This is a genomic window from Alishewanella sp. BS5-314, from assembly GCF_025377695.1.
Taxonomy (GTDB): Bacteria; Pseudomonadota; Gammaproteobacteria; order Enterobacterales; family Alteromonadaceae; genus Alishewanella; species Alishewanella aestuarii.
Genome location: NZ_JACEHJ010000002.1, coordinates 1143328 through 1167936 on the forward strand (window position 1 = coordinate 1143328; position 24609 = coordinate 1167936).

The window sequence follows — 24609 nt, forward strand, 5'->3', positions numbered from 1 at the left end:
TTGCCGGTTCCATTAATTTATTTATCAGGACCGCGGCCAGCTAGTCGTTTATTGTCGCACTAAGCAGTATCATTACACCAGAGTGCTGCTGACAGCCAGCTGAATAAAAAGATGATGAAAAAGAAACCACTATGACAACTCAGCTTCTATTGATGATAACGGCTTTTGCCGGTTGCCTGCTTGCCATTTTAAGTTTTTATCCGTTATCGCAACGTATTGGTCTGGTCGATATTCCGCGTGGCCGCAAACAACATCAGGGCGCGATTCCGCTGATCGGCGGTCTATCGGTATTTACCGGCATGCTGCTTGGCTTTGTCTTGTTTCCGGTTGCGGACTTAGATGCCGGCTACTACCTGACACTTGCCGGTGCGCTGGTGATCCTCGGTGCCTTTGATGATTATCTGGATCTGAGTGTGAAATTACGCCTGGCGGTGCAGTTACTGCTGAGTGCAGCCATGGTCTATGTACTCGATCTGCACCTGGCAAATCTGGGTAATTTATTTGGTTATGGCGATGTCAGGCTCGGTTTTCTCGGTATCCCTGTCACCCTGATTGCGGTGATTGCCGCCATTAACGCCTTTAATATGACTGACGGTATAGATGGCTTAGCCGGCATGCTCAGCCTTGTCAGTTTTGTTGCTATTGCCGGCTTTATGTTGCTGTGGGGCCAAATTGAACAGGCGCTGCTACCGATGGTGCTGATCTGCGCCATGCTGCCTTATCTGGCGTTTAATTTACAGCTGGTGCCGGGCAAAAAGATCTTTATGGGCGATGCCGGCAGCATGTTAATTGGTTTTTCTGTGATCTGGCTGCTGATCGTCGGCACCCAGAGTGAAAGTGCCAGTTTCCGGCCCGTTACTGCACTGTGGTTAATTGCCATACCGCTGATGGATATGGTCGCCATTATGGTGCGGCGGATCCGCAAAGGCCAGTCCCCCTTTCAGGCCGACCGCGAACACTTACACCATATCTCACTGCGTCTGGGCCTGAACTCCCGCGAATCGTTAACGCTGATTACCGCTCTGGCTTGTATCTTTGCCTGTATCGGCATTATCGGTGAATATCTGCTGATCCCGGATGGCATTATGTTGTTGCTGTTTTTGCTGTTATTCGCCGGTTATATCCAGCTATTGCAGAATGTCTGGCGCATTCTATCGGCACTACGCCGCCGTTTACAGGGAGTCAAAGGTTGAAGCTGCTCAAAAAAATCTTACTGGCCCGCGCTACGGCGATGCTGGGTGATAAGCTGGTTAAACTCAGTGCCGGTGCAGTACTGACGATCTTTGTCGCGCGGATGCTGGGTGCCAGTGAGCTGGGTATATACTCTATCGTGATGGCGTGGAGTGCCTTTTTAGTGCCGCTAACCAGCATGGGACTAAATAATCTGGTCGTGCGGCAAATGGTGAAGCTCGATAGCGGTCAGCAAGCAATGACGATGCTCTACACCGCCGTCAGTATCCGGTTGGGGCTGGGGCTAGTCGGCGGCGCCCTGATGCTGGCGCTATTCTACCTGCTTAATGGCGAACTCTTTAGCGGCCATCTAAGCTATACCATACCGCTGCTGTTTATACTTCAGGCGTTTTTTGGCTTTCTGTTGTTTGAATTTTATCTGAATTATCAGGGGACTTTCCGCACCCCGGCCTATGTTAAATCGATAATTTCACTGGTAAGTTTTGGCTTAAAACTGGTTTTGCTCTATCAGGGCTTCGGCATTGCCAGTTTATTGCTGATTTACGCCGGCGAGTTTTTGATTGTCGCGCTGGCCCAGTATTGGATCTATCGCCAGAAACACCGGCCTTTTAAAGAAGAGCAACAGCGCTGGCCGGGCTATCACCCAAAATACTTTAGCCTGGCCTATGGCAAGCAGTTATTGCAACGCTCATCCTGGCTGTGGTTATCCGGCATTGTCTCTGTTATCTATCTGAAAATTGATATTGTGATGCTGGGTGCAATGGCCGGCACTGAGCAAGCCGGTATCTATGCCGCGGCCAGCCGCTTGTCGGAGCTGTGGTATGTGTTTCCGGCCACGCTGGCCGTGCGCTATTACCCGGATATGCTAAAAGCCTATGAAAAAAGCTGGGACGGTTATTTAATCAAGCTACGCCGTTTTGCCCTGCTGTTTTTTAGTGCTGCCCTGGCGATCGCGGTGGTGATGAGCCTGACAGCAGATTGGATAGTGGTGCTATTATTTGGTGAAGCCTTTAGCGCCGCAGTAACCGTATTACAAATTCATATCTGGTCCGGCTGTTTTATCTTTGTCCGTTATCTGATTGGCCAGCACCTGGTGATCACCGAACAAGAACCACTATCGCTATTTAGCCATGGGATAGGTGCGCTTTTAAATGTCGGGCTGAATTTATGGTTAATCCCTCAGTACGGCATCGTAGGTGCCGCCTGGGCGACGCTGATTTCTTATGCCTATGCCTCTTTCTTCTTTTTATTTTTCGCCAAGCGCACCCGCGAACAGTTCTGGCAACTGCTGCGGGTAAAAGCCTGATCAAGGAAACCTTATGACTAAACCCTATTTTGTCGAAATTAAAGGCGTGCAATTCCGTAATAAGGGCGCCTATCTGATGCTATTGGCCTGTTTACAAGGCCTGAAAAAACTCAATAAATCCTTTGAGCTGGTGCTGTCTCCCGGCCCCAATCTGCCTTACCCGGAGCGTGCCCGCCATGGCGCCTGGCAAAAACTCTCATTCCGGCGCAAAGGCCTGGATCTCACCGGTGTTCTGGGCAAACTACCCGGGCCTTTACTACGTTTATTTAAACGTTACGGTATGGTTACCGAGCGCGATGTTGATCTGATTCTGGAGGCCAGTGGCTTTGCTTATGGTGACCAGTGGCCGCTGACTTTCTTGCAGAATACTGCCAAAGAAGTGGTGCGTTTTAGCAAAGCCGGTAAACCCTTTGTCTTTATGCCGCAAGCCTTTGGCCCCTTTAGCTCTAAGGAGAGTAAAGCGGCAATGCGCGATATTATTCAGCACGCACGGCTGATTTTTGTCCGTGATCCGGTCTCACTGCAACATTTACAAAGCTGTGTCGATGTCCTGCCAGAGCATGTGGTGTTAACCCCGGACTTTACCGTCGGTTTAAGCGCGGAAGCCAATGCCGAGGTGCCACAGCTGAATGTGCCTTTCGCGGCGCTGATCCCAAATTCCAAGGTCGTCTCCAAGTTTAACCATGCCAATGCTGAAGCGATGCGCAGCGACTATGTTGCAGCTTTCGCTGCTGCGGCCGATTATCTAACGGCATTGGGCATTCAGCCGGTGCTGGTTAACCATGAAGGTAAGGAAGATGCTGAGCTATGCGCCGAAATTGCCGCCCGTTCGCCCTGCGGCCTGGTACAAATCGAAGATCCGCTGGCGGTAAAATATTTTATTGGTAAGGCGGAGCTGGCGGTCAGTTCACGTTTTCACGGTGCAGTAAATGCGCTCAGCCAGGGTGTCCCCTGTATCGCCACCAGCTGGAGCCACAAATATCATGCGATGATGAGCGATTTTGGCATGGGTGATTTTTGTGTTGCTGAATTGTCAGAGCAAAGCTTATTAGATGCCTTAGCGCAGCTACTGCACGAAAAAGAAACCTTAGCTGCAGTGGTGGCAGAGCGGGCGGCTGCACTAAAACAGCGTAACCAGAAAATGTGGCAGCGTCTGGCGCAGGTCATTTAAGCAGTTAAATACGCAGTACAGGCATGGCGCCACTAGCGCCCGGCCTGTGCTGAAATAAACAGATTCAGCTAACCAGTATTGGTCCAGCTGGAGCCGCTCAGACCCAAAGCGGCACTTTTAGCGTATTATCGGTCTTTTCCGGGCCACCACACATCTCGTCATAGGCCGACTGATGCACCAACCAGGCCTGGCGCACGGTACAATCACTCAGCGATTGCTTCACCTGCTCCACACTCTGAAACCGCTGTGGATGATTGTCATCATTAACCAAAAAACCACGACGACCATCGTAGTCAGCCTCGACCAGATAGACACCCATTTCGTAAGAATGCACCACCAGCTCGTCAATCCGTACATCCTGATGATTAAGATGCTCTGCGCGATGATAAGGCATAATTAGCTCCTACTTTGCTAGACAGCTTGTTAGTCTAGCTTAGCTTACGCTCATAATTTTTACTCAGATCGCCGCCTGGCAAAACTTTATTTAATCCAGCTTACGGGTGGCCTGCCAGTTTACTGCCTGCCATTTACCATTACGTTTGACGAAGGTGCCGCTATTTAAAAAACGTAAGGTTTCCTGCGCTGAAGTACCAACCAGAGTAAAAGCGACCACTGCGGTATCGCCATATTGCAGGATCTGCAGATCTTCACTGCTATAACGCATGCTAATCTCAGCCGCTGGCAGCTCACCACGACTATTAACCCCTTGCATTAACTCGGCTTTGCCAAAACGCCGCCCGGCTGAACTGGTATAAATGAGTTCTTCCGCCCAATACTTATCGTGTACCGCAGGGTCATTACGGGTCGCGCCATCCAGAAATTCGGCCAGTAACGCAGTCAGCTCGGCCCTATCATCAGCATAAGCAGTAGAAGACATTAATAATAACAAGGTTATAAAGATAGCTCGCATATAAACTCCGTACGCCGGTTAAGGTAGCCATAACTCTAATGATTGAGAACCTATTATTGCCATAATTTCAATTATTTGCCCATTAATGCGAAAATAAATATGGTCACGACCACAAAGACAGCGTCTATATCCTGGTCTTATGTGATCAATCGTTTGAAATAAAAAAGGATTTTCTGCTATTTTCTGAAACATCTGAAAAAATTCATAATAATAAAGATCCGCTTGCGAAACATCATAGTTGCAAATCCCGTAAGCATAGATCCGCTCTAAATCAGCTACTGCTAATTCTGATAAGCGATATTGATAAGACTCAGTCATTAATCAGCAGCTTTTTTTTAAACTCTGCAAGTATTTGCTCCGCACTTTTATCAGTAAAGCCGGCCGCTTCTGCTGCCGCGAGTTTTTGATTAATGGCATCAGCTCGCCTCGCGTTGCGGATTAACTCGTTGATCAGCTCACTTTTACTGTTGTATTCATGAGCATTCTGCACTTTTTCTTGTAGCCACTGCTCGTTCGCTTGGCTAAGTGTTACACTCTGTCTCGTCATTGCGCGCCTCTGGTGCAAAAGTGATGCGTTATTGCACCACAAAATATTAAATCTCAATATAAATACTGCAACTCAATAATGCAATTAAAAAAGGCGCCGCAGCGCCTTTTCTTTAGCAAAGAGAAAACAACGGTTTAGAAACTGATACCACCATCAATTTCTACCACCCGACCGGTGAAGAAATCGTTTTCAAAGATATACTTAGCTGTATGCGCAATCTCTGCAGCTTCACCTAAACGGCCAACCGGTTTCATTTTTTCCAGGCGCTCGCGCGCTTCCGGCTTCATTGCATCAGTCATGGCGGTGCGGATCACACCAGGGGCAATAGCGCCTACGCGGATGCCGTAACGGCCCAGTTCACGTGCCCAGGTGACAGTCATCGCCACTACCCCGGCTTTAGAGGCAGCATAGTTCGTTTGCCCCATATTACCGGCACGGGCCACGCTCGACATATTGATAATGACGCCCTTGCGACCGTGTTTAACCATCAGTGCCGCGGCTTCCCGACCACACAGGAATACCCCGGTCAGGTTGACATCGATGACTGATTGGAACTGCTGCAATGGCATCTTGGCAACCAGTTCACCGTCTTTAACTTTCAGCAGCAAGCCATCGCGTAAAATACCGGCGTTGTTAATCAGGCCATCAATACCGTTAAAATCGGCATCGATTTGGGCAAAAGTGGCTTCGACCTGCGCCTCATCCGCCACGTTAGCAACATAGACTGCCACCTGGGTTTGCGCTGACAGCTCCGCCTTCGCCGCTGCCAGCTGCTCCGGGTTCATATCCAGTAGCGCCAGTTTGGCACCCTCTGCAGCACACATCCGCGCCATTTCCAGACCTAAGCCCTGAGCGCCACCGGTAATTACTATTGTTTTATCTTTTAAGTTCATAATAAATTCACCACTTCTATCAGGCTACGACAGATACTGCGTACATTTTTTGCCGGACACGCCGTGAATACATCCATGTAGGGTTACAAACTTCATCCTGAAGTTTGCCCTTAGGGTCAGCGTGCCGCTGTTCAAATTCGTTCCCGACGAATTTGTCTCTTTCGCATCCATGCGAAAGACGTTCCGTCAAAAAAGTACATCCGCATCTGTCTCAGATGAAAATCTAAGGGTACATCCGTAGTAAGCGGGATGGCGGATGTACTTTTTTCTGAGACCGTTGGAGGCCATGGATGGCCGGAATCGAGCCCCAGGGACGGTTCACGGCGTGTCTCAGAAAAAATGTACGCAGTCATCCCGCGGTTCGGAGAAAGTTTTCTCAGTGTTAATTCTTAACTTTTTCGAAGGCGGTAAAAATACTGGAAAAATCCAGCTTACCATTGCCGGCCCGCTGATGCGCCACATACAAGCTACGCGCCAAAGCCCCTAGCGGCGTACTGCTGCCACTTTGCAGCGAAGCTTCCAGCGCCAGACCCAGATCTTTTACCATCAAATCGACCATAAAGCCGCCCTGATAGCCATTAGATGACGGCACATTTGGCAGCACATCCGGGCAAGGGTTATATAATTCCAGGGTCCAGTTACGGCCCGAGCTTTTTAGCATAATCTCCGACAAAACCTTCGGATCCAGACCGTTATCAATACCCATTTGTAGCGCTTCTGAGGTACCGGCCATCAGGATACTGAGCAGCATATTGTTGCAAATTTTTGCGACCTGCCCGGCGCCAACCGCACCGGCATGAAACAGGTTTTTCCCCATATTGCCAAGTACGGTTTTCGCCCGCTCAAAATCTGCGTCACTGCCGCCGACAATAAAAGTTAAGGTACCAGCTTTAGCGCCGCCGACACCACCGGAAACCGGCGCATCAATAAAGGCCAGACCTTGCTCAGCCAAAGCTGCACCAAGTTTACGGGCACTGTCCGCATCGATAGTCGAGCAATCAATTACCAGCGCTTTTTTATCGATGTGGGTGGCAATGCCCTGCTCCCCCAGATATAAGCTCAGCACGTGTTTCGCCGCAGGCAGCATCGAAATAACAAAGTCAGCGCCGGCAACGGCATCAGCTGCCGAGCTGGCCACGGCTGCCCCTTCGGCTTTTACCTGGGCCAATGCATTGACCGATAAGTCAAAAGCCGTAACCTGATGACCGGCTTTAACCAGATTGACCGCCATCGGGCCGCCCATATTACCTAAACCAATAAAAGCTACTTTTGCCATTGTCTTATCCTTGTTATCAGGTTTGACCGCCTTGCGGCCAGCGCAATAAATTAGTTTTCTAGCTTGCCTAAATCCTGCAGCGGATGTTGCCCGGCGCTCCACGGTGAACGGAATAACTCATCGATCACCGCCTGCGGCACAGCGCTCACATCCGGATACTGCCACTTGGGTTGTAAATCTTTATCAATCAACAGTGCCCGCACCCCTTCCTGAAACTCGCCCAGTTTGGCGCATTGCACACTTAAGCCAAGCTCCAAGCGGAAACTGTCGGCCAGAATTAAACTTTGCCCCAGTTGCAATAAGCGATACACAATATGTGCCGTGATTGGACTACCGTAGCGCAGTGAGTCCTTGGCTTTTAGCAGCCATTTATCCTCACCCTGCATGGCGTCTATTGCCGCCATTACGCCAGCCAGATCCGCTTGCCCGGGTAAGCGGCTGATCGCATCCTGATGCAGCCGGATTTGACTAAGTGGCATCTGGGTGCGACAACCTTCTTCCTGCGCGCGCAGTACATCAGAGAGCTTCTGATGATTAAGCGCCACCGTATTACCCCAATTAACCGTCAACAGTTTATCCAGCAGTTCGGCTTTTTGCTCATGGCAGATAAAGACATCAGCCAAACCAATAAAACGCGCATCAGCGGCATTAATAGAAGCGCCGGTTAAACCTAAAAACAGGCCGCAGCCTGCTGGCATACGATTTAAAAACCAGCTGGCACCGACATCCGGATACAGGCCTATGGCCATCTCCGGCATTGCAATCCGGCTGCTCGCCGTGACTACGCGATGCGAGGCACCGGCCATTAAGCCCAGACCACCGCCCATCACAATACCGTTGCCCCAAACCAGTACCGGTTTATCAAAGGTATGAATTAAATAATCCAGCCGGTATTCTTTGGTAAAGAAATCTTCGACATAGGGCTGATAAATGCCGGGCTGATCTTTCATCGCCTGGTACAGATCGCGGATATCGCCGCCGGCACAAAAGGCTTTATCGCCAGCGCCTTGTAATACCACCAGCGCCACTTGCGTATCGGCCTTCCACTGCAGCATTTGTGGCAGCAATGACTCCACCATTGGCAGGCTAAGCGCGTTTAAGGATTTTTCAGAATTAAGGGTAGCGACGGCAATTTTTTTGCCATTAACTGCGGTCAGCTCCTGATAGAGCACCGGAGCAACAGAGTGTTCAAGCATGATGAGTCCTTCTGTTTGGCTGCAGGTGTAAGGCGCAGCGCTTGCCGTCACCGCATAGCGTCTGGCTAAGCGGTGACGGCCACGGCTAGGCTTTGCAACAAACCTACCCGAGTTTAACCTGGCTGTATTACAGGATAGCGCCGGCAGCTTCATCCAGCAGGCGACGACCAATAATCAGCCGCATGATTTCGTTGGTGCCTTCCAGGATCTGGTGTACCCGTACATCACGGAAGTGCCGCTCCAGCGGATATTCTTTAATATAACCATAACCACCATGCAGCTGCAGTGCCTGATCACAGACACTAAAACCGACGTCAGTAGCAAAACGCTTGGCCATCGCACAATAGGCAGTTGCTTCCGGATCCTGAGTATCCAGTTTAAAGGCGGCTAAGCGTACTAACTGACGGGCGGCGACCAGCTCGGTCGCCATATCAGCCAGTTTAAACTGCAGTGCCTGGAACGCCGCCAGCGGCTTACCAAATTGCTGCCGCTCCAGCATATAATTACGGGCCGTATTCAGGGCTTGCTGCGCAGTACCAATAGAACAGGTAGCAATATTAATCCGGCCACCATCTAAGCCTTTCATCGCAAAACTAAAGCCTTGCCCTTCACTACCCAACAGCGCAGACTGATGAATACGCACGTCTTCAAAGGTTACCAGTCGGGTCGGCTGCGCATTCCAGCCCATTTTTTCTTCGGCTTTGCCGTAGATCACGCCCTTCGCATCAGCAGGTACCACAAAGGCAGAAATCCCTTTCGGGCCGGCTTCGCCGGTGCGTGCCATCACGACTAAGACTTCAGTTGAGCCTGCGCCAGAGATAAACATTTTTGAGCCGTTTAACACATAGTGTTCACCGTCTTTGCGGGCACTGGTGCGTAAACTGGCGGCATCTGAGCCTGAACCCGGTTCGGTTAAACAATAGGACGCTAATTGCTCACCGGTAACCAGCTTGGGTAACCAGCTTTCTTTAACCGCCTCAGTGCCGAAGCTGGCAATCATCCAGGTTGCCATATTATGAATCGTCAGCATCGCTGTAGTCGCGGTACAGCCCATTGCCAGCTGTTCAAAAATAATGGAGGAATCCAGCCGGGATAAGCCCATACCGCCAAACTCTTCCGGCGTATACAGCGAGCAAAAGCCCAGCTCACCGGCCTTTTGCAGCACGTCTTTCGGGAAATGATGTTCGCGATCCCAGGTCGCGGCATGCGGCGCTAACTCTTGCTCAGCGAACTGGCGGGCGACCTCAACAAAGGCCTGTTGATCTTCAGTCAGATTGAAATTCATCGTTACTGTCCTGTACTACCAGATTAATTACAGTAAAAGTGCACAGTAAAAGGCAAAACGGGCGACGCTAAAGCTGCAAAATTTTTTTAGTTTGTCTTTACTTTAGACGCCGCCACGCCTGCTCCTGTCACCGGTTAACGCAGGTTAATTGACATATTCGGGCCACTTACCTGAATATCGTCATCGAACCAACGCGCTGTAATGGTTTTGGTTTCGGTGTAAAACCGCACCGCTTGCTTGCCGTAGGCATGCTGATCACCGTAGAAAGAGCCTTTCCAACCGGTGAACGAGAAGAACGGCAGCGGCACCGGGATCGGCACATTGATACCGACCTGACCCACTTCGATATTATGTTGATACTTACGGGCTGCGGCACCACTGGCGGTGAAGATCGAGGTACCGTTACCGTACGGGCTACTATTTACCAGCTCAATAGCCTGATCCAGGTTAGCTACTGTCATAGTGGTTAATACCGGGCCGAAGATCTCTTGTTTGTAGATTTCCATCTCGGTGGTGACATCGCTAAACACCGTTGGGCCAACCCAGTTACCGTTCGGGTAACCGTCAACCTGACAATCGGAGCCATCCAGCAGACAGGTTGCACCTTCTTTTTTACCCTGGGCAATTAACGACAGAATACGGGCTTTTGCTTGCGGGCTGATTTGCGGGCCATAGGCCGCTTTGTCATTGCTGTAATGACCCGGACCTACCTTGCCAATGGCAGCAGCTACTTCCGGGATCCACTCAGCTGCACTACCCACAAACACCGCCACAGAGATTGCCATACAACGCTGACCGGCCGCGCCGACAGAGGCTCCCACCAGCGCATTAATCACCTGCTGCTTATTCGCATCCGGCATAATCACCATATGGTTTTTCGCACCGGCAAAGGCTTGTACACGCTTTAAATTGTCAGTGCCGGTTTTGTAAATATACTGGCCGACATTAACCGAACCGACAAATGAAATCGCTTTAATATCAGGGTGATGCAAAATGGTATCGACCTGCTCTTTGGCACCGTGCACCACTTGTAATACGCCCTTGGGTGCACCGGCTTTGACAAACAGCTCCGCCAGCTTATTTACTGTCATCGGATCCTGTTCAGACGGTTTTAAAATAAAGGTATTACCGCAGGCAATCGCCATCGGGAACATCCACAATGGGATCATCGCCGGGAAGTTAAACGGCGTAATACCGGCGCAGACACCTAATGGCTGAATATAGCTGTAGGTATCGATGCTGCGAGCAACGTTCTCCACCGTTTCGCCCATCATCAGTGACGGAATATTTGCCGCCTGCTCCACCACTTCGATACCACGCCAGACATCACCTTTGGCATCTTCCACGGTTTTACCCAGCTCTTCACAGATAATGGCGGCGATTTCGCCCTGATGATCTTTTAACAACTGGGCGTAGCGCATCATTAAACGGGCGCGCTCAGACACCGGTACTTCTTTCCAGGTTTTAAAGGCGGCTTTCGCAGAGTCGATCGCCTGCTGCATCTCGGCGGCAGTAGCACAAGGTACCTGTGCAATCACTTCCTGGGTGGCCGGATTGGTTACCGGGATCAATTTGTCACTGTTCGAGTGCACAAATTCACCATCAATAAATAACTTAACCTGTTGTGTCATTTTATTATCTCTTTGATTTTTAACTGCTATTAGTAAACGGGCGGCCGGCGCTTTAGTGTTTGTGTTGTTGGCCGGTTCCTACCCTGTTAAGCGTGCCTGGCTGATCTTTTGACCTATTATTATTCAGGCAGTTTGCGGCGCTTCTCCCCAACCGCTTTTTGTTATAGTGGTACAGCTAATTTGACTTACAGCGCTTCCACAGCCAGAGCAACGGCCTCACCACCACCAATACAGAGTGAGGCGATACCGGTTTTTAAACCGCGCTGTTTTAATGCATGGATTAAGGTCACTAATACCCGGGCACCAGAGGCACCAATCGGATGGCCCAGGGCACAAGCACCGCCATTGACGTTAACCTTGCTGTGCTCTAAGCCCAGCTCATTAATCGCCAGCATGGTCACCATGGCAAAGGCTTCATTAATTTCCCACAGATCAACCTGCTGTTTTTGCCAGCCGGCTTTGGCCAATACTTTTTGCATGGCACCAACCGGTGCAACCGTAAACAGTGCCGGCTCCATCGAGTGTGTTGCATGCGCAACGACCCGCGCCAGTGGCGTTAAACCCTGAGCTTTGGCATCGGCTTCACGCATTAACACCAGCGCCGCAGCACCGTCTGAAATCGAGCTGGAGTTGGCAGCAGTGATGGTACCGTCTTTGGCAAAAGCCGGTTTTAACGAAGGGATCTTCTCTGGTTTGGCGTTACCCGGCTGTTCGTCGACATTAAAGCTGACTTCACCTTTGCGGGTTTGGAACACCACCGGGGTAATTTCAGCGGCGAAAGCACCGCTGCTAATCGCGTGCTGGGCACGGCGTAATGACTCCACCGCATAGGCATCCATCTGCTCCCGGCTAATGCCTTTCTCGTTCGCCGTGTCCTGGGCAAAACAGCCCATGGCTTTGCCGTCATAGGCATTTTCCAGCCCATCCAGCATCATATGATCTTTAATCTGACCGTGGCCCATGCGGTAGCCGCTGCGTGCTTTATCCAGTAAATACGGGGCGTTGCTCATTGACTCCATACCACCGGCTACCACAACATCAGCACTGCCGGCATTGAGTAAGTCAGCAGCCAACATCACCGCTTTTAAGCCGGAACCGCATACCTTATTAATAGTAGTCGCGCCGGCACTCAGTGGCAGCCCGGCTTTTAAGGTTGCCTGACGGGCTGGCGCCTGACCTAAACCGGCTGGCAGCACGTTACCCATAATGACTTCGCTAACTTGCTCAGCTGCAATGCCGGCATCGGCTAGCGCCGCTTTAATTGCCGTGGCCCCTAATACGGTCGCATCCACCTCGGCCAGACCGCCCATAAAGCCACCCATGGCGGTGCGCTTAGCGGCAACAATCACAATACTATTCTGCTGAGTCATGCGGTTCTCTCCCGTTACGGCATTTTTTCTGGCACAGAGCCTACACCAAATTTACGTTTACGCCAACGTCAACATCATAACACTATGGTTGTAGCCGGAAAACGCAGCGGCGATTTTCGTCCCGAAAAGTGCCGGCTATTTGGCATCATATCTTTACATTTTTGCCGTTTCGTCCGCCTGCAGGCCTTAATTCGCGCGCCCACAGCTTTACCTTTACGTAAACTTCACTTATAGTTGCCTGCACTTTTCGGGAAGGCCTGCAATGAAAGAAAAAGACGAAAAAACCTACAGTATCAGTGAACTGGCAAAAGAGTTTGATATCACCACCCGCAGTATCCGCTTTTATGAGGATCAGGGGCTGTTATCACCAACCCGCGCCGGCCAAACCCGCATTTATAGCAAACGCGATCGGGTGCGGCTGAAACTGATCCTGCGCGGTAAACGTCTGGGCTTTAGTCTGTCCGAAACCGGCCAGTTGTTTGAGCTGTACGATGCCGATAAAAGCAGCGTAACCCAGCTCAATACCATGCTGAAGTTAATTGAACATAAAAAATCCGAGCTGCAGCAGCAGATGGATGACATTAAGGTCGTGTTGATGGAGCTGGTAACGGTAGAAAAACGTTGCCGCGACACGCTGGCCGAAGCCAAACAGCAAAAGAACGCAAACGGGGAATAAGATGATTAGTACATATAAAGGCCTGAATTTCGACCTGGGCGAAACCGTAGATATGATCCGCGAGCAGGTAAATAGCTTTGCCCGCGAAGAAATTGCCCCGCGTGCAGCACAAATTGACCATGATAATGCGTTCCCCAATGACTTATGGCGTAAATTCGGCGATTTAGGCCTGTTAGGCATCACGGTTGACGAACAATACGGCGGTTCAGGCCTGGGCTATTTAGAGCACGTGATTGCGATGGAAGAAATCAGCCGCGCCTCAGCCTCTGTAGCGCTGTCCTACGGCGCGCACTCCAACCTGTGCGTAAACCAAATCTTCCGTAACGGCACCGAAGCACAAAAACAAAAATATCTACCGAAACTCTGCTCTGGTGAGCACATTGGCGCTCTGGCAATGAGTGAGCCGAATGCCGGCTCTGATGTCGTCAGCATGAAACTGCGCGCTGACAAAAAAGGCGATAAATATATTCTGAATGGCAACAAAATGTGGATCACCAATGGTCCGGATGCCCACACCTATGTTATTTACGCCAAAACCGATGTTAACGCCGGTAGCAAAGGCATCACCGCCTTTATCGTGGAACGGGGCTTTAAAGGTTTCTCGCAGGCGCAAAAGCTCGACAAACTAGGGATGCGTGGCTCCAACACCTGCGAACTGGTATTTGAAGATTGCGAAGTCCCGGAAGAAAACGTGCTGGGTCAGGTTGGTCGCGGCGTGCAGGTACTGATGAGCGGTCTGGACTACGAGCGCGTGGTACTGTCAGCAGGCCCACTGGGCATTATGCAAGCCTGTATGGATGTGGTCGTGCCGTATATCCATGATCGGAAACAGTTTGGCCAGGCGATTGGTGAATTCCAGCTGGTACAGGGCAAGGTTGCCGATATGTACACCAAAATGAATGCCGCCCGCTCTTACGTTTATATGGTTGCTAAAGCCTGTGACCGTGGCGAAACCACCCGTAAAGATGCCGCTGGTGTGATTCTGTATGCGGCTGAATTGGCAACGCAGATGGCGCTGGATGCCATCCAGTTATTAGGCGGTAATGGCTATATTAATGAATATCCGACAGGCCGCTTGCTACGGGATGCCAAGTTATACGAGATCGGTGCTGGCACCTCAGAAATCCGCCGCATGCTGATCGGCCGTGAGCTGTTTACTGAGTCGAACTAAGATGGCAAAAATCACCAGTAAAATTAATCCGCGCAGCGACGAGTTTCAGAAAAACGCGGCAGCGATGCAGGCGGTGGTCGATGATCTGCAAAGCAAAGTCCGGCAAATTAAACTGGGCGGTGGCGAAAGCCTGATCGCCCGCCATGTGGCGCGCGGCAAACTCTTTGCCCGCGACCGCGTGCAAAAGTTGCTGGATCCGGGCTCACCTTTTCTGGAAATCGGCCAGTTTGCCGGCTGGGAATGCTACGACGACTATGTCCCTGCCGCCGGTGTCGTCGCTGGCATCGGCCGTGTCAGCGGCGTCGAGTGCATGATTGTCGCCAATGACGCCACCGTCAAAGGCGGTACCTATTATCCGCTGACGGTAAAAAAACATCTGCGGGCCCAGGAAATTGCTGAACGTTGTCACCTGCCCTGTATTTATCTGGTTGACTCCGGCGGAGCCAACCTGCCACGGCAGGATGAAGTCTTCCCGGATAAGCTGCACTTTGGCCGCATCTTCTTTAATCAGGCGAATATGTCTGCCAAAGGTATCCCACAAATTGCTGTGGTAATGGGCCTTTGTACCGCCGGCGGCGCCTATGTGCCGGCAATGGCTGATGAAAGCATTATCGTTAAAGAACAAGGCACCATCTTTCTGGCCGGTCCACCGCTGGTTAAAGCCGCGACGGGCGAAGAGGTCTCCGCCGAAGAGCTGGGCGGTGCCGATGTGCACTGTAAAATTTCCGGCGTCGCCGATCATTACGCATTAAACGACGAACACGCACTGCAACTGGCACGCAATGCGGTATCGCGCTTAAACCGCCCTGCGCCAGCGCAGTTGGACGTGAAACCGGTAGCAGAACCACTGTACGATGCCAAAGAGCTGTACGGCATTGTTGGTACCGACTTGCGTAAGCCGTTTGATGTGAAAGAAGTGATAGCGCGGATTGTCGATGGCTCAGACTTTGATGAGTTTAAGCAATACTATGGCGCGACCCTGGTCTGTGGTTTTGCACGCATCTTCGGCTATCCGGTAGGCATTGTCGCCAATAATGGGATTTTATTCTCAGAATCAGCGCAAAAAGGCGCGCACTTTATCGAGCTCTGTGCCCAGCGCAAGATCCCGCTGTTGTTCCTGCAAAATATCACTGGTTTTATGGTCGGCAAAAAGTATGAAGCCGAGGGTATTGCCAAGCACGGCGCCAAGATGGTGATGGCAGTAAGCTGTGCCAAAGTACCGAAATTTACCGTACTGATTGGCGGCAGCTACGGCGCCGGTAACTACGGCATGTGCGGCCGCGCTTATGATCCAACCATGATGTGGATGTGGCCCAACGCGCGCATTTCAGTAATGGGCGGCGAGCAAGCCGCCGGTGTAATGGCGCAGGTGACCAAAGACGGTTTGGCACGTAAGGGTGAAACCTTATCAACGGAAGCCGAAGCTGCGCTGAAAAAGCCGATTATTGCGCAGTATGAGCAGCAGGGACATCCTTATTATGCCAGTGCGCGGCTGTGGGATGATGGCATTATCGATCCGGCGCAAACCCGGATGACGGTGGGCCTGGCGCTCGCTGCAGCGTTAAACGCACCGATTGAAGAGAGCCGCTTTGGCGTGTTCAGAATGTAAATAAAACACCTTGTGAGTGTTTGAAAATAGCAGAGTTTAGAACGGTGCAACGCCCTTAGCAGGGTAGTAATTTTCTCCACCGGCTTCAAGGATCACATCCCTGTGCCCTTTCAGCCTCCGCAGCATCCATGCTGCTGTTACGAAAATTCTACCGCAGCTAAGGGCTTAACGAATATCAGTAAGTCATAACGACTCACAGAAGGTAAACGAGGCGGTAAACGCAGAGTACACTTTGCTCGGGGACCTGTTTGGCATGGATGCCAAACAAGAGCGTACAGGGAGGTATTTACAGCGTGCCCCGACAAAGTTGTACGGCGTGTTTAGCCGCCGGATGCACCGGATTTTGACTTACAGATTTTAGATCGGTGCAACGCCCTTAACTGGGTAGTAATTTTCTCCACCGGCTTCAAGGATCACATCCCTGTGCCCTTTCAGCCTCCGCAGCATCCATGCGGCTGTTACGAAAATTCTACCGCAGCCAAGGGCTTAACTAACAAGCGATTGCGAACGAGATGATGAGCATTCCGTGCACTTTGCAAGGGACTGTATTTTTCAGGGATGAAAAATGCACAAATTTGTCAGGAACAAATTTGAACAGCGGCACGCTGGCCCGAAGGGCAAACTTCAGGATGAAGTTTGTAACCGTAAGGGAGGTATTCACAGCGTGTCCCGGCAAAGTTGTACGGTGTGCTCGTCATCGGATGCACTGAACCGGGGGCCGCAGATTCCAGTTCAGAACACAGCAAGAATAACGGAGCGACATCATTATGAGCCAACATTATACCGAAATCAGCATTGACTCCCGCGGTGTCGCTAACCTGATCCTAAACCGCCCGGAAGTCCACAACGCCTTCGACGACCAGATGATCGCCGAACTGATCCGGGTACTGGACCAACTGGCTGCCGACGATAAGGTCAAAGTATTAACGCTAAGCGCCCGCGGTAAAAACTTCTCTGCCGGTGCTGATCTAAACTGGATGCGCTCGATGGCGCAAAAAAACTACCAGCAAAATCTGGACGATGCCAACGAACTGGCCGCACTGATGCATAAGCTGGATAAATTCCCAAAACCGACCATCGCGCTGGTACAAGGCGCCGCGTTTGGTGGAGCTGTGGGTTTAGTCGCATGCTGTGATATGGCATTGGCCGAACAAGGCGCCAGTTTTTGTCTGAGTGAAGTAAAAATCGGCCTGATCCCGGCGGTAATCAGCCCCTATGTCATGCGGGCGCTGGGTGAGCGCCAGTGCCGGCGTTACTTTTTAACTGCCGAGCGCTTTAGTGCAGACAGCGCCTTAACTCTGGGCTTATTGCATCAGGTTGTCGCTGCCGGTGAACTGGAATCTCAATCTGAAACGCTGATCAACAGCCTGCTGCAAAATAGTCCGGCAGCAGTGACTAGTGCCAAACAGCTGATCCAGCATATCTACCAGCGCCCGATTAATGCCGAACTGATTGGTGATACCACCGCAGCTATTGCCTCAATTCGGGTTTCGGCAGAAGGCCAGGAAGGCTTAACGGCCTTTTTAGAAAAGCGCAAGCCAGGCTGGTTGACGAATTAACAGCAAAAACGTAAAGCACAGCATTATCACGAATAACGCCAGCCGGAGATGATACCGGCCAACTCAGCAGGATAAGGAAGTATGTTCCGTAAAATACTGATAGCAAACCGCGGCGAAATCGCTTGCCGGGTGATCGACACCGCACACAAGCTGGGTATTCGCTGTGTGGCAGTTTACTCAGAAGCCGATGCCAACGCCCGCCATGTGCGTCTGGCCGACGAAGCCTTTTTACTTGGCCCTGCCGCCAGTAAAGATTCTTACCTGCGGGCGGACAAAATCCTCGCTATTGCCAAACAAAGCGGCGCCGAGGCGATTCACCCGGGCTACGGCTTTTTATCTGAGAACGAAGACTTTGCCCGCGCCTGTGCTGAAGCAGGCGTGGTCTTTATTGGCCCACCGGTACCAGCTATCGAAGCCATGGGTTCAAAAAGCGCGGCCAAGAAAATTATGCAGCACGCAGGTGTGCCGCTAGTGCCGGGCTATCATGGCGATGATCAAAGTGATGCCACCCTGGCTGCGGAGTCTGCCAAAATTGGCTATCCGCAATTGTTAAAAGCTGCCTATGGTGGCGGTGGTAAAGGTATGCGCGTGGTTTGGAACGCCGATGAATTTGCACCGGCACTGGCCAGCGCCCGCCGCGAAGCCAAAGCCAGTTTTGGCAACGATAAGATGTTGCTGGAGCGCTACCTGACCAAACCACGCCATGTCGAAATCCAGGTGTTTGCCGACAACCACGGCAATGCGGTCTATCTGGCCGAGCGTGACTGCTCGATTCAGCGCCGGCATCAAAAAGTGATTGAAGAAGCACCGGCGCCGAATTTTACCCCGGCACAGCGTCAGGCAATGGGTGAAGCGGCAGTAAAGGCAGCTCAGGCGATTGATTATCGTGGTGCAGGTACCGTCGAATTCCTGTTTGACGAAGACGGCTCCTTCTATTTTATGGAAATGAATACCCGGTTGCAGGTTGAGCACCCGGTCACCGAGATGATTACCGGTCAGGATTTAGTGCAATGGCAATTGCTGGTCGCTGCCGGGGAGAAACTGCCACTATCGCAACAGCAAATTCAGCTGGATGGCCATGCTATTGAAGTGCGGGTCTATGCCGAAGATCCGGATAACGACTTCCTGCCTGCTACCGGTAAGCTCACCTACCTGCGCCAGCCAGAGCAAAGCCGGCATGTACGGGTGGACACCGGTGTGGTCGAGCACGACGAAGTCACGCCCTACTACGATCCGATGATCGCCAAGCTGATTGTCTGGGATGAAAGCCGCGACCGCGCCATCAGCCGTATGCTGCGGGCGCTGGATGATTACCGCATTGCTGGTGTTACTACCAACCTTGGCTTTTTAACCAGCTTGGTCGAGCATCCGGCCTTTAAAGCAGCGGAGCTGGATACCAATTTTATCAATAAGCATCAGGCCAGTCTGTTTGCGCCGGCGCATAACCAGCAAAGCCAGGCATTATTGCTGGCCGCACTTTATATTGTCAGTAAGCAACAAGCTCCAAGCTGTCAAACGGCCAGCAGCCCCTGGCAATTCAGCCATGGTTGGCGGCTAAACGAAACCCCAAGCTTAAACCTGGAGTTAAAGCTGGGTGATGACAAGCAGCTGATTAACGTAGCGGCGCAGCAACAGCACTATAGCCTGACGTTAAACGGCCAGACGCTGGATTGTCAGGCCAGTTTAAATGGCGATGAGCTGAGCGCCATCCTCGCCGGGCACCGGATGAAAGTGCGGGTTAGCCAGTATCAGGACACCATCAGTGTCTTTATCAAACATCAGCGCTACGACATCGTCTATCAGACCGAAGTCGCTACGGTTACTGATGCCGCCGATAACGCCGGCAGCCTGACCGCGCCGATGAACGGCACTATCGTTGCCGTGCTGTGTCAGCCAGAGCAGCAGGTGCAAGCCGGTGAAACACTGGTGATTATGGAAGCGATGAAGATGGAATATGCGATTAAGGCCCCTAAAGCCGGTACCGTCAATGCCGTATTCTATGCTGCCGGCGATCTGGTAAAAGATGGCGCCCAACTGGTGGACTTTAGCCCGGAGGAAGCATGAGTTTTCCAAAACAGGTCCGGCTGGTCGAAGTCGGGCCGCGTGACGGCCTGCAAAACGAAAGCAGCGTTAGCCGCGGCGCAAAAATTCAACTGATTGATCTGCTCAGCGCGGCCGGCCATCAGTATATCGAAGCCGGCGCCTTTGTCTCACCCAAGTGGGTGCCGCAAATGGCCGATTCAGCGGAAGTGTTTGCCGGGATAAAGCGCCATCACGGTGTGACTTACGCCGCGCTCACGCCAAATCTGCAAGGCTATGAAGCTGCCAAAGCCGCTGGCGCCACAGAGGTGGCGATCTTTGGTGCGGCTTCGGAAGCCTTTAGCCAAAAGAATATCAACTGCTCGGTGGCTGAAAGCCTGCAGCGCTTTGCGCCGGTACTCGAAGCGGCGAAAACTGATGGTATCAAAGTGCGCGGTTATGTCTCTTGCGTGGTCGGCTGCCCTTATCAGGGTGAGGTTGCACCAGCTGACGTGGCTTTCGTCGCCAAAGCCCTGCTGGACATGGGCTGCTACGAAATTTCACTGGGTGATACCATAGGTGTCGGCACCCCGGCTAAAGTCAATGCTATGCTGGATGCGGTGCTGGCAGTAGTACCAAAAGAACAACTGGCGGTGCATTTTCACGATACCTATGGCCAGGCACTGACTAATATTTATGTGGCGCTCAGTCGCGGTATAGCCGTTATTGACAGCGCGGTCGCCGGTTTAGGCGGCTGCCCTTATGCTGCCGGCGCTTCGGGGAATGTCGCTACCGAAGATGTGGTGTATTTACTAAATGGTCTTGGCATTGCACATGGCGTAGATTTAACCCTGCTGGCGCAGGCCGGCTGGTTTATCACCCGCGAGTTAGGGAAGCAGCCTAGTTCTAAAGTAGGATTGGCGTTACAAGCCAAGTGCAGTCAAACTAGTTGATAACGCGCCCATGCGGCTGTTAAGAAGATTCTAACGCAGTCATGGAATTAACGAAAATCAGTGATGTCATGACAGAAAAGGTCTTAGAGCAAAACAGAGACAAGACGAGGCAGTAAGCATTCCGTACACTTTGTAAGGGACTGTATTTTTCAGGGATGAAAAATGCAAGCGTACAGGGAGGTATTCACAGCGTGTCCCGGCAAAGTTGTACGGTGTGCTTGCTGCCGGATGCAACGGACTCGCCATTTGTTTAGCGATAAGTAACCGCAGATTTGAGATTGGTGCAACGCCCTTAACTGGGTAGTAATTTTCTCCACCGGCTTCAAGGATCACATCCCTGTGCCCTTTCAGCCTCAGCAGCATCCATGCTGCTGTTACGAAAATTCTACCGCAGCCAAGGGCTAAACGAATATCGGTGAGTCATGACGACTCGCAAAAAGTGAACGAGGTGGCAGGCGCGCAGTACACTTTTCTGGGGACGTCTTTGGCATGGATGCCAAAGAGACAAATTCGTCGGGAACGAATTTGAACAGCGCTTGCGCTGGCCCGCAGGGTAAACTTCAGGATGAAGTTTATAACCCCCCAGGGATGTATTTACGGCGTGCCCCAGGAAAGTTGTACGGAGAGCTTGACCGCCGGATGCCCGGTAATCGAGCCTGCAAGACGATAAGTAACTGCAGAGTTTAAAAAACAGAGGACAACAAATGGCAGGGTTTAATAAAGTCGTACATAGCTACGAAGACGCCATGGCCGGCCTGACAAACGGCATGACCGTTATTGCCGGTGGCTTTGGTTTATGTGGTATTCCGGAAGGCCTAATTGCCCAGATAAAAAAAATGGGCACCAAAGATCTGACAGTGGTTTCAAACAACTGCGGCGTCGACGGCTTTGGCTTAGGCATTCTGCTGGAAGATCGGCAAATTAAAAAAATGATTGCCTCCTACGTTGGCGAAAACGCCCTGTTTGAAAAACAACTGCTTAGCGGCGAGCTGGAAGTGGAATTAACCCCACAAGGCACGCTGGCAGAAAAGATGCGCGCCGGCGGCGCCGGAATACCCGCATTCTTTACAGCCACCGGCTACGGCACACCAGTGGCTGAAGGCAAAGAAACCCGCGAAATCAATGGCCGGCACTATGTTCTGGAAGAATCCATTACCGGTGATTTTGCCATAGTACGCGCCTGGAAAGCCGACCGTTACGGCAACCTGGTATTCCGTCATACCTCGATGAACTTTAACCCGATGGCGGCGACTGCCGGTAAAATTACCGTGGCCGAAGTCGAAGAAATTGTTGAGCCAGGTGAATTAGAACCCTCACAAATTCATACGCCGGGTATCTATGTGCAGCGCGTGATCAAAGGCAACTTTGAGAAACGCATCGAACGCCGTATGGTTCGTCAGGGTTAAGGAGACAACAATGGCTTTATCACGTGAACAAGTCGCCATGCGGGTGGCGCAGGAATTAAAAGACGGTTACTACGTTAACCTCGGCATCGGCATCCCGACCCTGGTCGCAAACTATGTACCAGCCGGTATTGAAGTAATGCTGCAATCGGAAAACGGTTTACTCGGTATGGGCCCCTACCCAACCGAAACCGAAATTGATGCCGATATGATTAACGCCGGTAAAGAAACCGTCACCGCGATTAAAGGCGCGGCGATTTTCAGCTCCGCGGAAAGCTTTGCCATGATCCGCGGCGGTCATGTTGATCTGACGGTTCTGGGTGCTTTTGAAGTCGACCAGAACGGAAATATCGCCAGTTGGATGATTCCGGGTAAACTGGTTAAGGGCATGGGTGGTGCCATGGACTTAGTAGCCGGCGCCCAGAATATTATTGTGACGATGACCCACGCCGACAAATACGGCAGCAGCAAACTGCTGGAAAACTGCAGCTTGCCACTGACCGGCGTGGGCTGTGTTAAGAAGATCGTGACCGATCTGGCGGTGCTGGAAGTCAAAGACGGCGCCTTCCACCTACTGGAACGCGCACCGGGCATTTCGGTTGAGGAAATTCAGCAGAAAACCGCCGGTAAACTGGTGATTAACGGCGATATTCCGGAAATGCAGTTTAACTAAGCCGTAATGCCTATCAGACAAGGCGCCGCTATGGCGCCTTTTTGTTGTATCCGCAGAAATTCACGACAGATTACCCGCCGTTTTATTGTATAAATGCAGCCTTTTCGTCACTATAGCGACAAACTGAATTAACAGGAGTCTTGTCTATGTTTCGTTTAAGCGCTATCGCCGCCATCCTTGCCGCCAGCTGCAGTTTTTCGGCTATTGCTGACCAATTTCAGGTAAAAGCCAGCAGCAGTATTGCTCCCACTGCTGATACCCTGGTGTTGCTGGTTAGCCCGGATCAACTCAATGCTAATCCGCAACTGGAAGCGATCAGCAAACAAGAGAATTTTAGCGCCGCGCATGGCAAAACGCTGAACTGGCTGGCACCGGCTTCGCCCTATTCTCAGTATCAGCGCGTATTGCTACTGGGTACCGGCGACAGTGCTAAGTTGACTCCTTATCAGGCCAGCCTGCTCGGTGCCACCGCCGCCCGTAGCCTGAAAGGCAGCGCTGCCAATACTATCCAGCTTGATGCCTCATTAATTAAGGCGCCGATTGGCCAGGCAGAATTATTAGCCCAAATCAGTCATGGTATTGATTTAGCAAGCTACACCTTCACTCGTTACCATACCAATAAGCAACCTTCAAAAGTTCGCCAACTGCATTTGCTGAGTGCGGAGCAAGCGGCTACTGAACAACGTCTGGCCCAATTAACAGCACTAAGTGAAGGCGTAGCACTGGCTCGTGATCTGACCAATGAACCAGCCAATGGAATTTATCCTGAGACCTTCGCTAAACAGGCACTGGAGCTGCGTAAACTTGGCGCTAAAGTGACAGTAATGGATGAAAAAGCGCTGGAAAAGGCCGGTTTAGGCGCAATTCTTGCGGTTGGCCGCGGCAGTGCCCGCCCGCCGCGCCTGGTGATTGTGCAATGGGAAGGCAGCAAAGAAGCGCCGGTTGCACTGGTTGGTAAGGGCATTACCTTTGATACCGGTGGTTATAACCTGAAAACTCAGGGTGACTCTATTCTAAGAATGACCAGTGATATGGCGGGCGCGGCGGCAGTACTCGGTACCATGCACACCCTGGCGAAACAAAAAGCCCCGGTCAATGTTGTTGGCTTAATGGCAATGGCTGAAAATATGATTTCTGACCGCGCTTACCTGCCCGGTGATGTGATCACCGCAGGTAATGGTAAAACCATTGAGATTATCAATACCGATGCCGAGGGCCGTTTGGTGCTGGCCGATGCCTTGTTCTATGCTGAGACAAACTTTAAACCGCGCGCTATCGTTGATATCGCTACCTTAACCGGTTCCAAAGTGGGCGCTGTCGGCAGTTACTACGCCGGGTTATTCAGTACTGATGACAAGCTAGTTACGCAACTAACACAAGCGGGTGATAAGGTGCAGGAAAAAGTCTGGCGCTTACCGCTTAGCGACGAAATGCTGCCAGAGCTAAAGAGCCGCATCGCCGATTTACGTAACACCGGCAGCAGCACCGGCGCATCAACTGCCGCCTTATTCCTGCAGCAGTTTGTTAAAGACACGCCTTTTGCGCACCTAGACATCGCGGGTAACGCTCTAAGCAGTGGCAACCGTGGCTTACAAACTGAGGGTGCAACCGGCTATGGTGTGCGCTTGTTAACCGAGTGGGTTTTAACCGCTGAGTAATCTGTAAATTAAACCGGGTAGTCACTTTGCTGGCTATCCGGATTTATCACTGTTGTCACTAAAATCTGAGTTCGATACCTGACATGCAGATTTTAGACCTGCTCAACGCCCT

The 24609-nt window shown here is 51.5% G+C and carries 22 protein-coding genes; 12 read left to right on the forward strand and 10 right to left on the reverse strand.

What is annotated here, in order from left to right; all coding sequences use genetic code 11:
* Positions 1–131: 131 nt before the first annotated feature.
* Genes wecA through H1D31_RS09780 form a run of 3 tightly spaced genes read left to right on the forward strand, consistent with a single transcriptional unit; the run spans position 132 to position 3668 of the window.
* Entirely contained in the window at positions 132–1193 is a 1062-nt protein-coding gene (gene wecA, locus H1D31_RS09770) for a UDP-N-acetylglucosamine--undecaprenyl-phosphate N-acetylglucosaminephosphotransferase (protein WP_261258144.1), read from the forward strand.
* Positions 1190–2497, forward strand: coding sequence for a flippase (locus H1D31_RS09775; protein ID WP_261258146.1), 1308 nt, complete (start codon positions 1190–1192; stop codon positions 2495–2497). Before wecA ends, H1D31_RS09775 begins: the two co-directional genes overlap by 4 nt.
* A 13-nt stretch (positions 2498–2510) precedes the next feature.
* The gene (locus H1D31_RS09780; protein WP_261258148.1) at positions 2511–3668 is read left to right on the forward strand and encodes a polysaccharide pyruvyl transferase family protein; all 1158 of its coding nucleotides are present in this window, start codon (positions 2511–2513) and stop codon (positions 3666–3668) included.
* 97 nt (positions 3669–3765) lie between these two features.
* Here the strand turns inward: H1D31_RS09780 and H1D31_RS09785 are convergent, their stop codons facing one another.
* From H1D31_RS09785 to H1D31_RS09830, 10 genes are all read right to left on the reverse strand, one after another.
* Positions 3766–4062 (reverse strand): DUF6482 family protein, encoded by a 297-nt coding sequence (locus tag H1D31_RS09785; protein ID WP_008608154.1) that lies wholly within the window; start codon positions 4060–4062, stop codon positions 3766–3768.
* A gap of 90 nt (positions 4063–4152) precedes the next feature.
* Entirely contained in the window at positions 4153–4578 is a 426-nt protein-coding gene (locus H1D31_RS09790) for a nuclear transport factor 2 family protein (RefSeq protein ID WP_261258151.1), read from the reverse strand.
* A gap of 18 nt (positions 4579–4596) precedes the next feature.
* Positions 4597–4896: a type II toxin-antitoxin system RelE/ParE family toxin gene (locus tag H1D31_RS09795; RefSeq protein WP_008983781.1), complete on the reverse strand. Its 300-nt coding sequence runs from the start codon at positions 4894–4896 to the stop codon at positions 4597–4599.
* Positions 4889–5182 carry a type II toxin-antitoxin system ParD family antitoxin gene (locus H1D31_RS09800; RefSeq protein WP_409976779.1) on the reverse strand — a complete coding sequence of 98 codons (294 nt, stop codon included), beginning with the start codon at positions 5180–5182 and terminating at the stop codon, positions 4889–4891. Before H1D31_RS09800 ends, H1D31_RS09795 begins: the two co-directional genes overlap by 8 nt.
* A 77-nt stretch (positions 5183–5259) precedes the next feature.
* Positions 5260–6018: an SDR family oxidoreductase gene (locus tag H1D31_RS09805; protein ID WP_008608149.1), complete on the reverse strand. Its 759-nt coding sequence runs from the start codon at positions 6016–6018 to the stop codon at positions 5260–5262.
* Between the two features lie 382 nt (positions 6019–6400).
* Positions 6401–7294, reverse strand: a complete 894-nt coding sequence (gene mmsB / locus H1D31_RS09810) for a 3-hydroxyisobutyrate dehydrogenase (RefSeq protein WP_261258155.1) — start codon at positions 7292–7294, stop codon at positions 6401–6403.
* A 50-nt stretch (positions 7295–7344) separates the two neighbouring features.
* Positions 7345–8490 (reverse strand): enoyl-CoA hydratase/isomerase family protein, encoded by a 1146-nt coding sequence (locus tag H1D31_RS09815; RefSeq protein ID WP_261258158.1) that lies wholly within the window; start codon positions 8488–8490, stop codon positions 7345–7347.
* Between the two features lie 127 nt (positions 8491–8617).
* Positions 8618–9775: an acyl-CoA dehydrogenase family protein gene (locus H1D31_RS09820; RefSeq protein ID WP_261258160.1), complete on the reverse strand. Its 1158-nt coding sequence runs from the start codon at positions 9773–9775 to the stop codon at positions 8618–8620.
* A 134-nt stretch (positions 9776–9909) separates the two neighbouring features.
* Positions 9910–11406: a CoA-acylating methylmalonate-semialdehyde dehydrogenase gene (locus H1D31_RS09825; RefSeq protein WP_261258161.1), complete on the reverse strand. Its 1497-nt coding sequence runs from the start codon at positions 11404–11406 to the stop codon at positions 9910–9912.
* A 185-nt stretch (positions 11407–11591) separates the two neighbouring features.
* A complete protein-coding gene (locus H1D31_RS09830) occupies positions 11592–12776 on the reverse strand; it encodes a thiolase family protein (RefSeq protein ID WP_261258163.1) in 1185 nt (394 codons plus the stop codon).
* Between the two features lie 262 nt (positions 12777–13038).
* On the opposite strand from H1D31_RS09830, the gene H1D31_RS09835 reads away from it, so the two are divergent.
* The 9 genes from H1D31_RS09835 to H1D31_RS09875 all read left to right on the forward strand — a co-directional run bounded on the left by H1D31_RS09835 (position 13039) and on the right by H1D31_RS09875 (position 24497).
* Entirely contained in the window at positions 13039–13452 is a 414-nt protein-coding gene (locus H1D31_RS09835) for a MerR family transcriptional regulator (protein ID WP_008608135.1), read from the forward strand.
* A 1-nt stretch (position 13453) separates the two neighbouring features.
* Positions 13454–14623: an isovaleryl-CoA dehydrogenase gene (locus H1D31_RS09840; RefSeq protein WP_008608134.1), complete on the forward strand. Its 1170-nt coding sequence runs from the start codon at positions 13454–13456 to the stop codon at positions 14621–14623.
* A 1-nt stretch (position 14624) separates the two neighbouring features.
* The gene (locus H1D31_RS09845; RefSeq protein ID WP_261258167.1) at positions 14625–16232 is read left to right on the forward strand and encodes a carboxyl transferase domain-containing protein; all 1608 of its coding nucleotides are present in this window, start codon (positions 14625–14627) and stop codon (positions 16230–16232) included.
* Positions 16233–16999: 767 nt separating this feature from the next.
* Positions 17000–17791, forward strand: a complete 792-nt coding sequence (locus tag H1D31_RS09850; protein ID WP_261258170.1) for an enoyl-CoA hydratase/isomerase family protein — start codon at positions 17000–17002, stop codon at positions 17789–17791.
* A gap of 81 nt (positions 17792–17872) precedes the next feature.
* Positions 17873–19855, forward strand: coding sequence for an acetyl/propionyl/methylcrotonyl-CoA carboxylase subunit alpha (locus H1D31_RS09855; RefSeq protein WP_065955313.1), 1983 nt, complete (start codon positions 17873–17875; stop codon positions 19853–19855).
* Complete coding sequence (locus tag H1D31_RS09860) at positions 19852–20763, forward strand: hydroxymethylglutaryl-CoA lyase (protein ID WP_261258173.1); 912 nt, start codon at positions 19852–19854, stop codon at positions 20761–20763. The genes H1D31_RS09855 and H1D31_RS09860 overlap by 4 nt, the downstream gene beginning before the upstream one ends.
* Before the next feature lie 704 nt (positions 20764–21467).
* Positions 21468–22169 carry a CoA transferase subunit A gene (locus tag H1D31_RS09865; protein WP_261258175.1) on the forward strand — a complete coding sequence of 234 codons (702 nt, stop codon included), beginning with the start codon at positions 21468–21470 and terminating at the stop codon, positions 22167–22169.
* Between the two features lie 10 nt (positions 22170–22179).
* A complete protein-coding gene (locus tag H1D31_RS09870) occupies positions 22180–22839 on the forward strand; it encodes a CoA transferase subunit B (protein ID WP_261258178.1) in 660 nt (219 codons plus the stop codon).
* 146 nt (positions 22840–22985) lie between these two features.
* A complete protein-coding gene (locus H1D31_RS09875) occupies positions 22986–24497 on the forward strand; it encodes a leucyl aminopeptidase (RefSeq protein ID WP_261258180.1) in 1512 nt (503 codons plus the stop codon).
* The last annotated feature ends 112 nt before the right edge of the window (positions 24498–24609 follow it).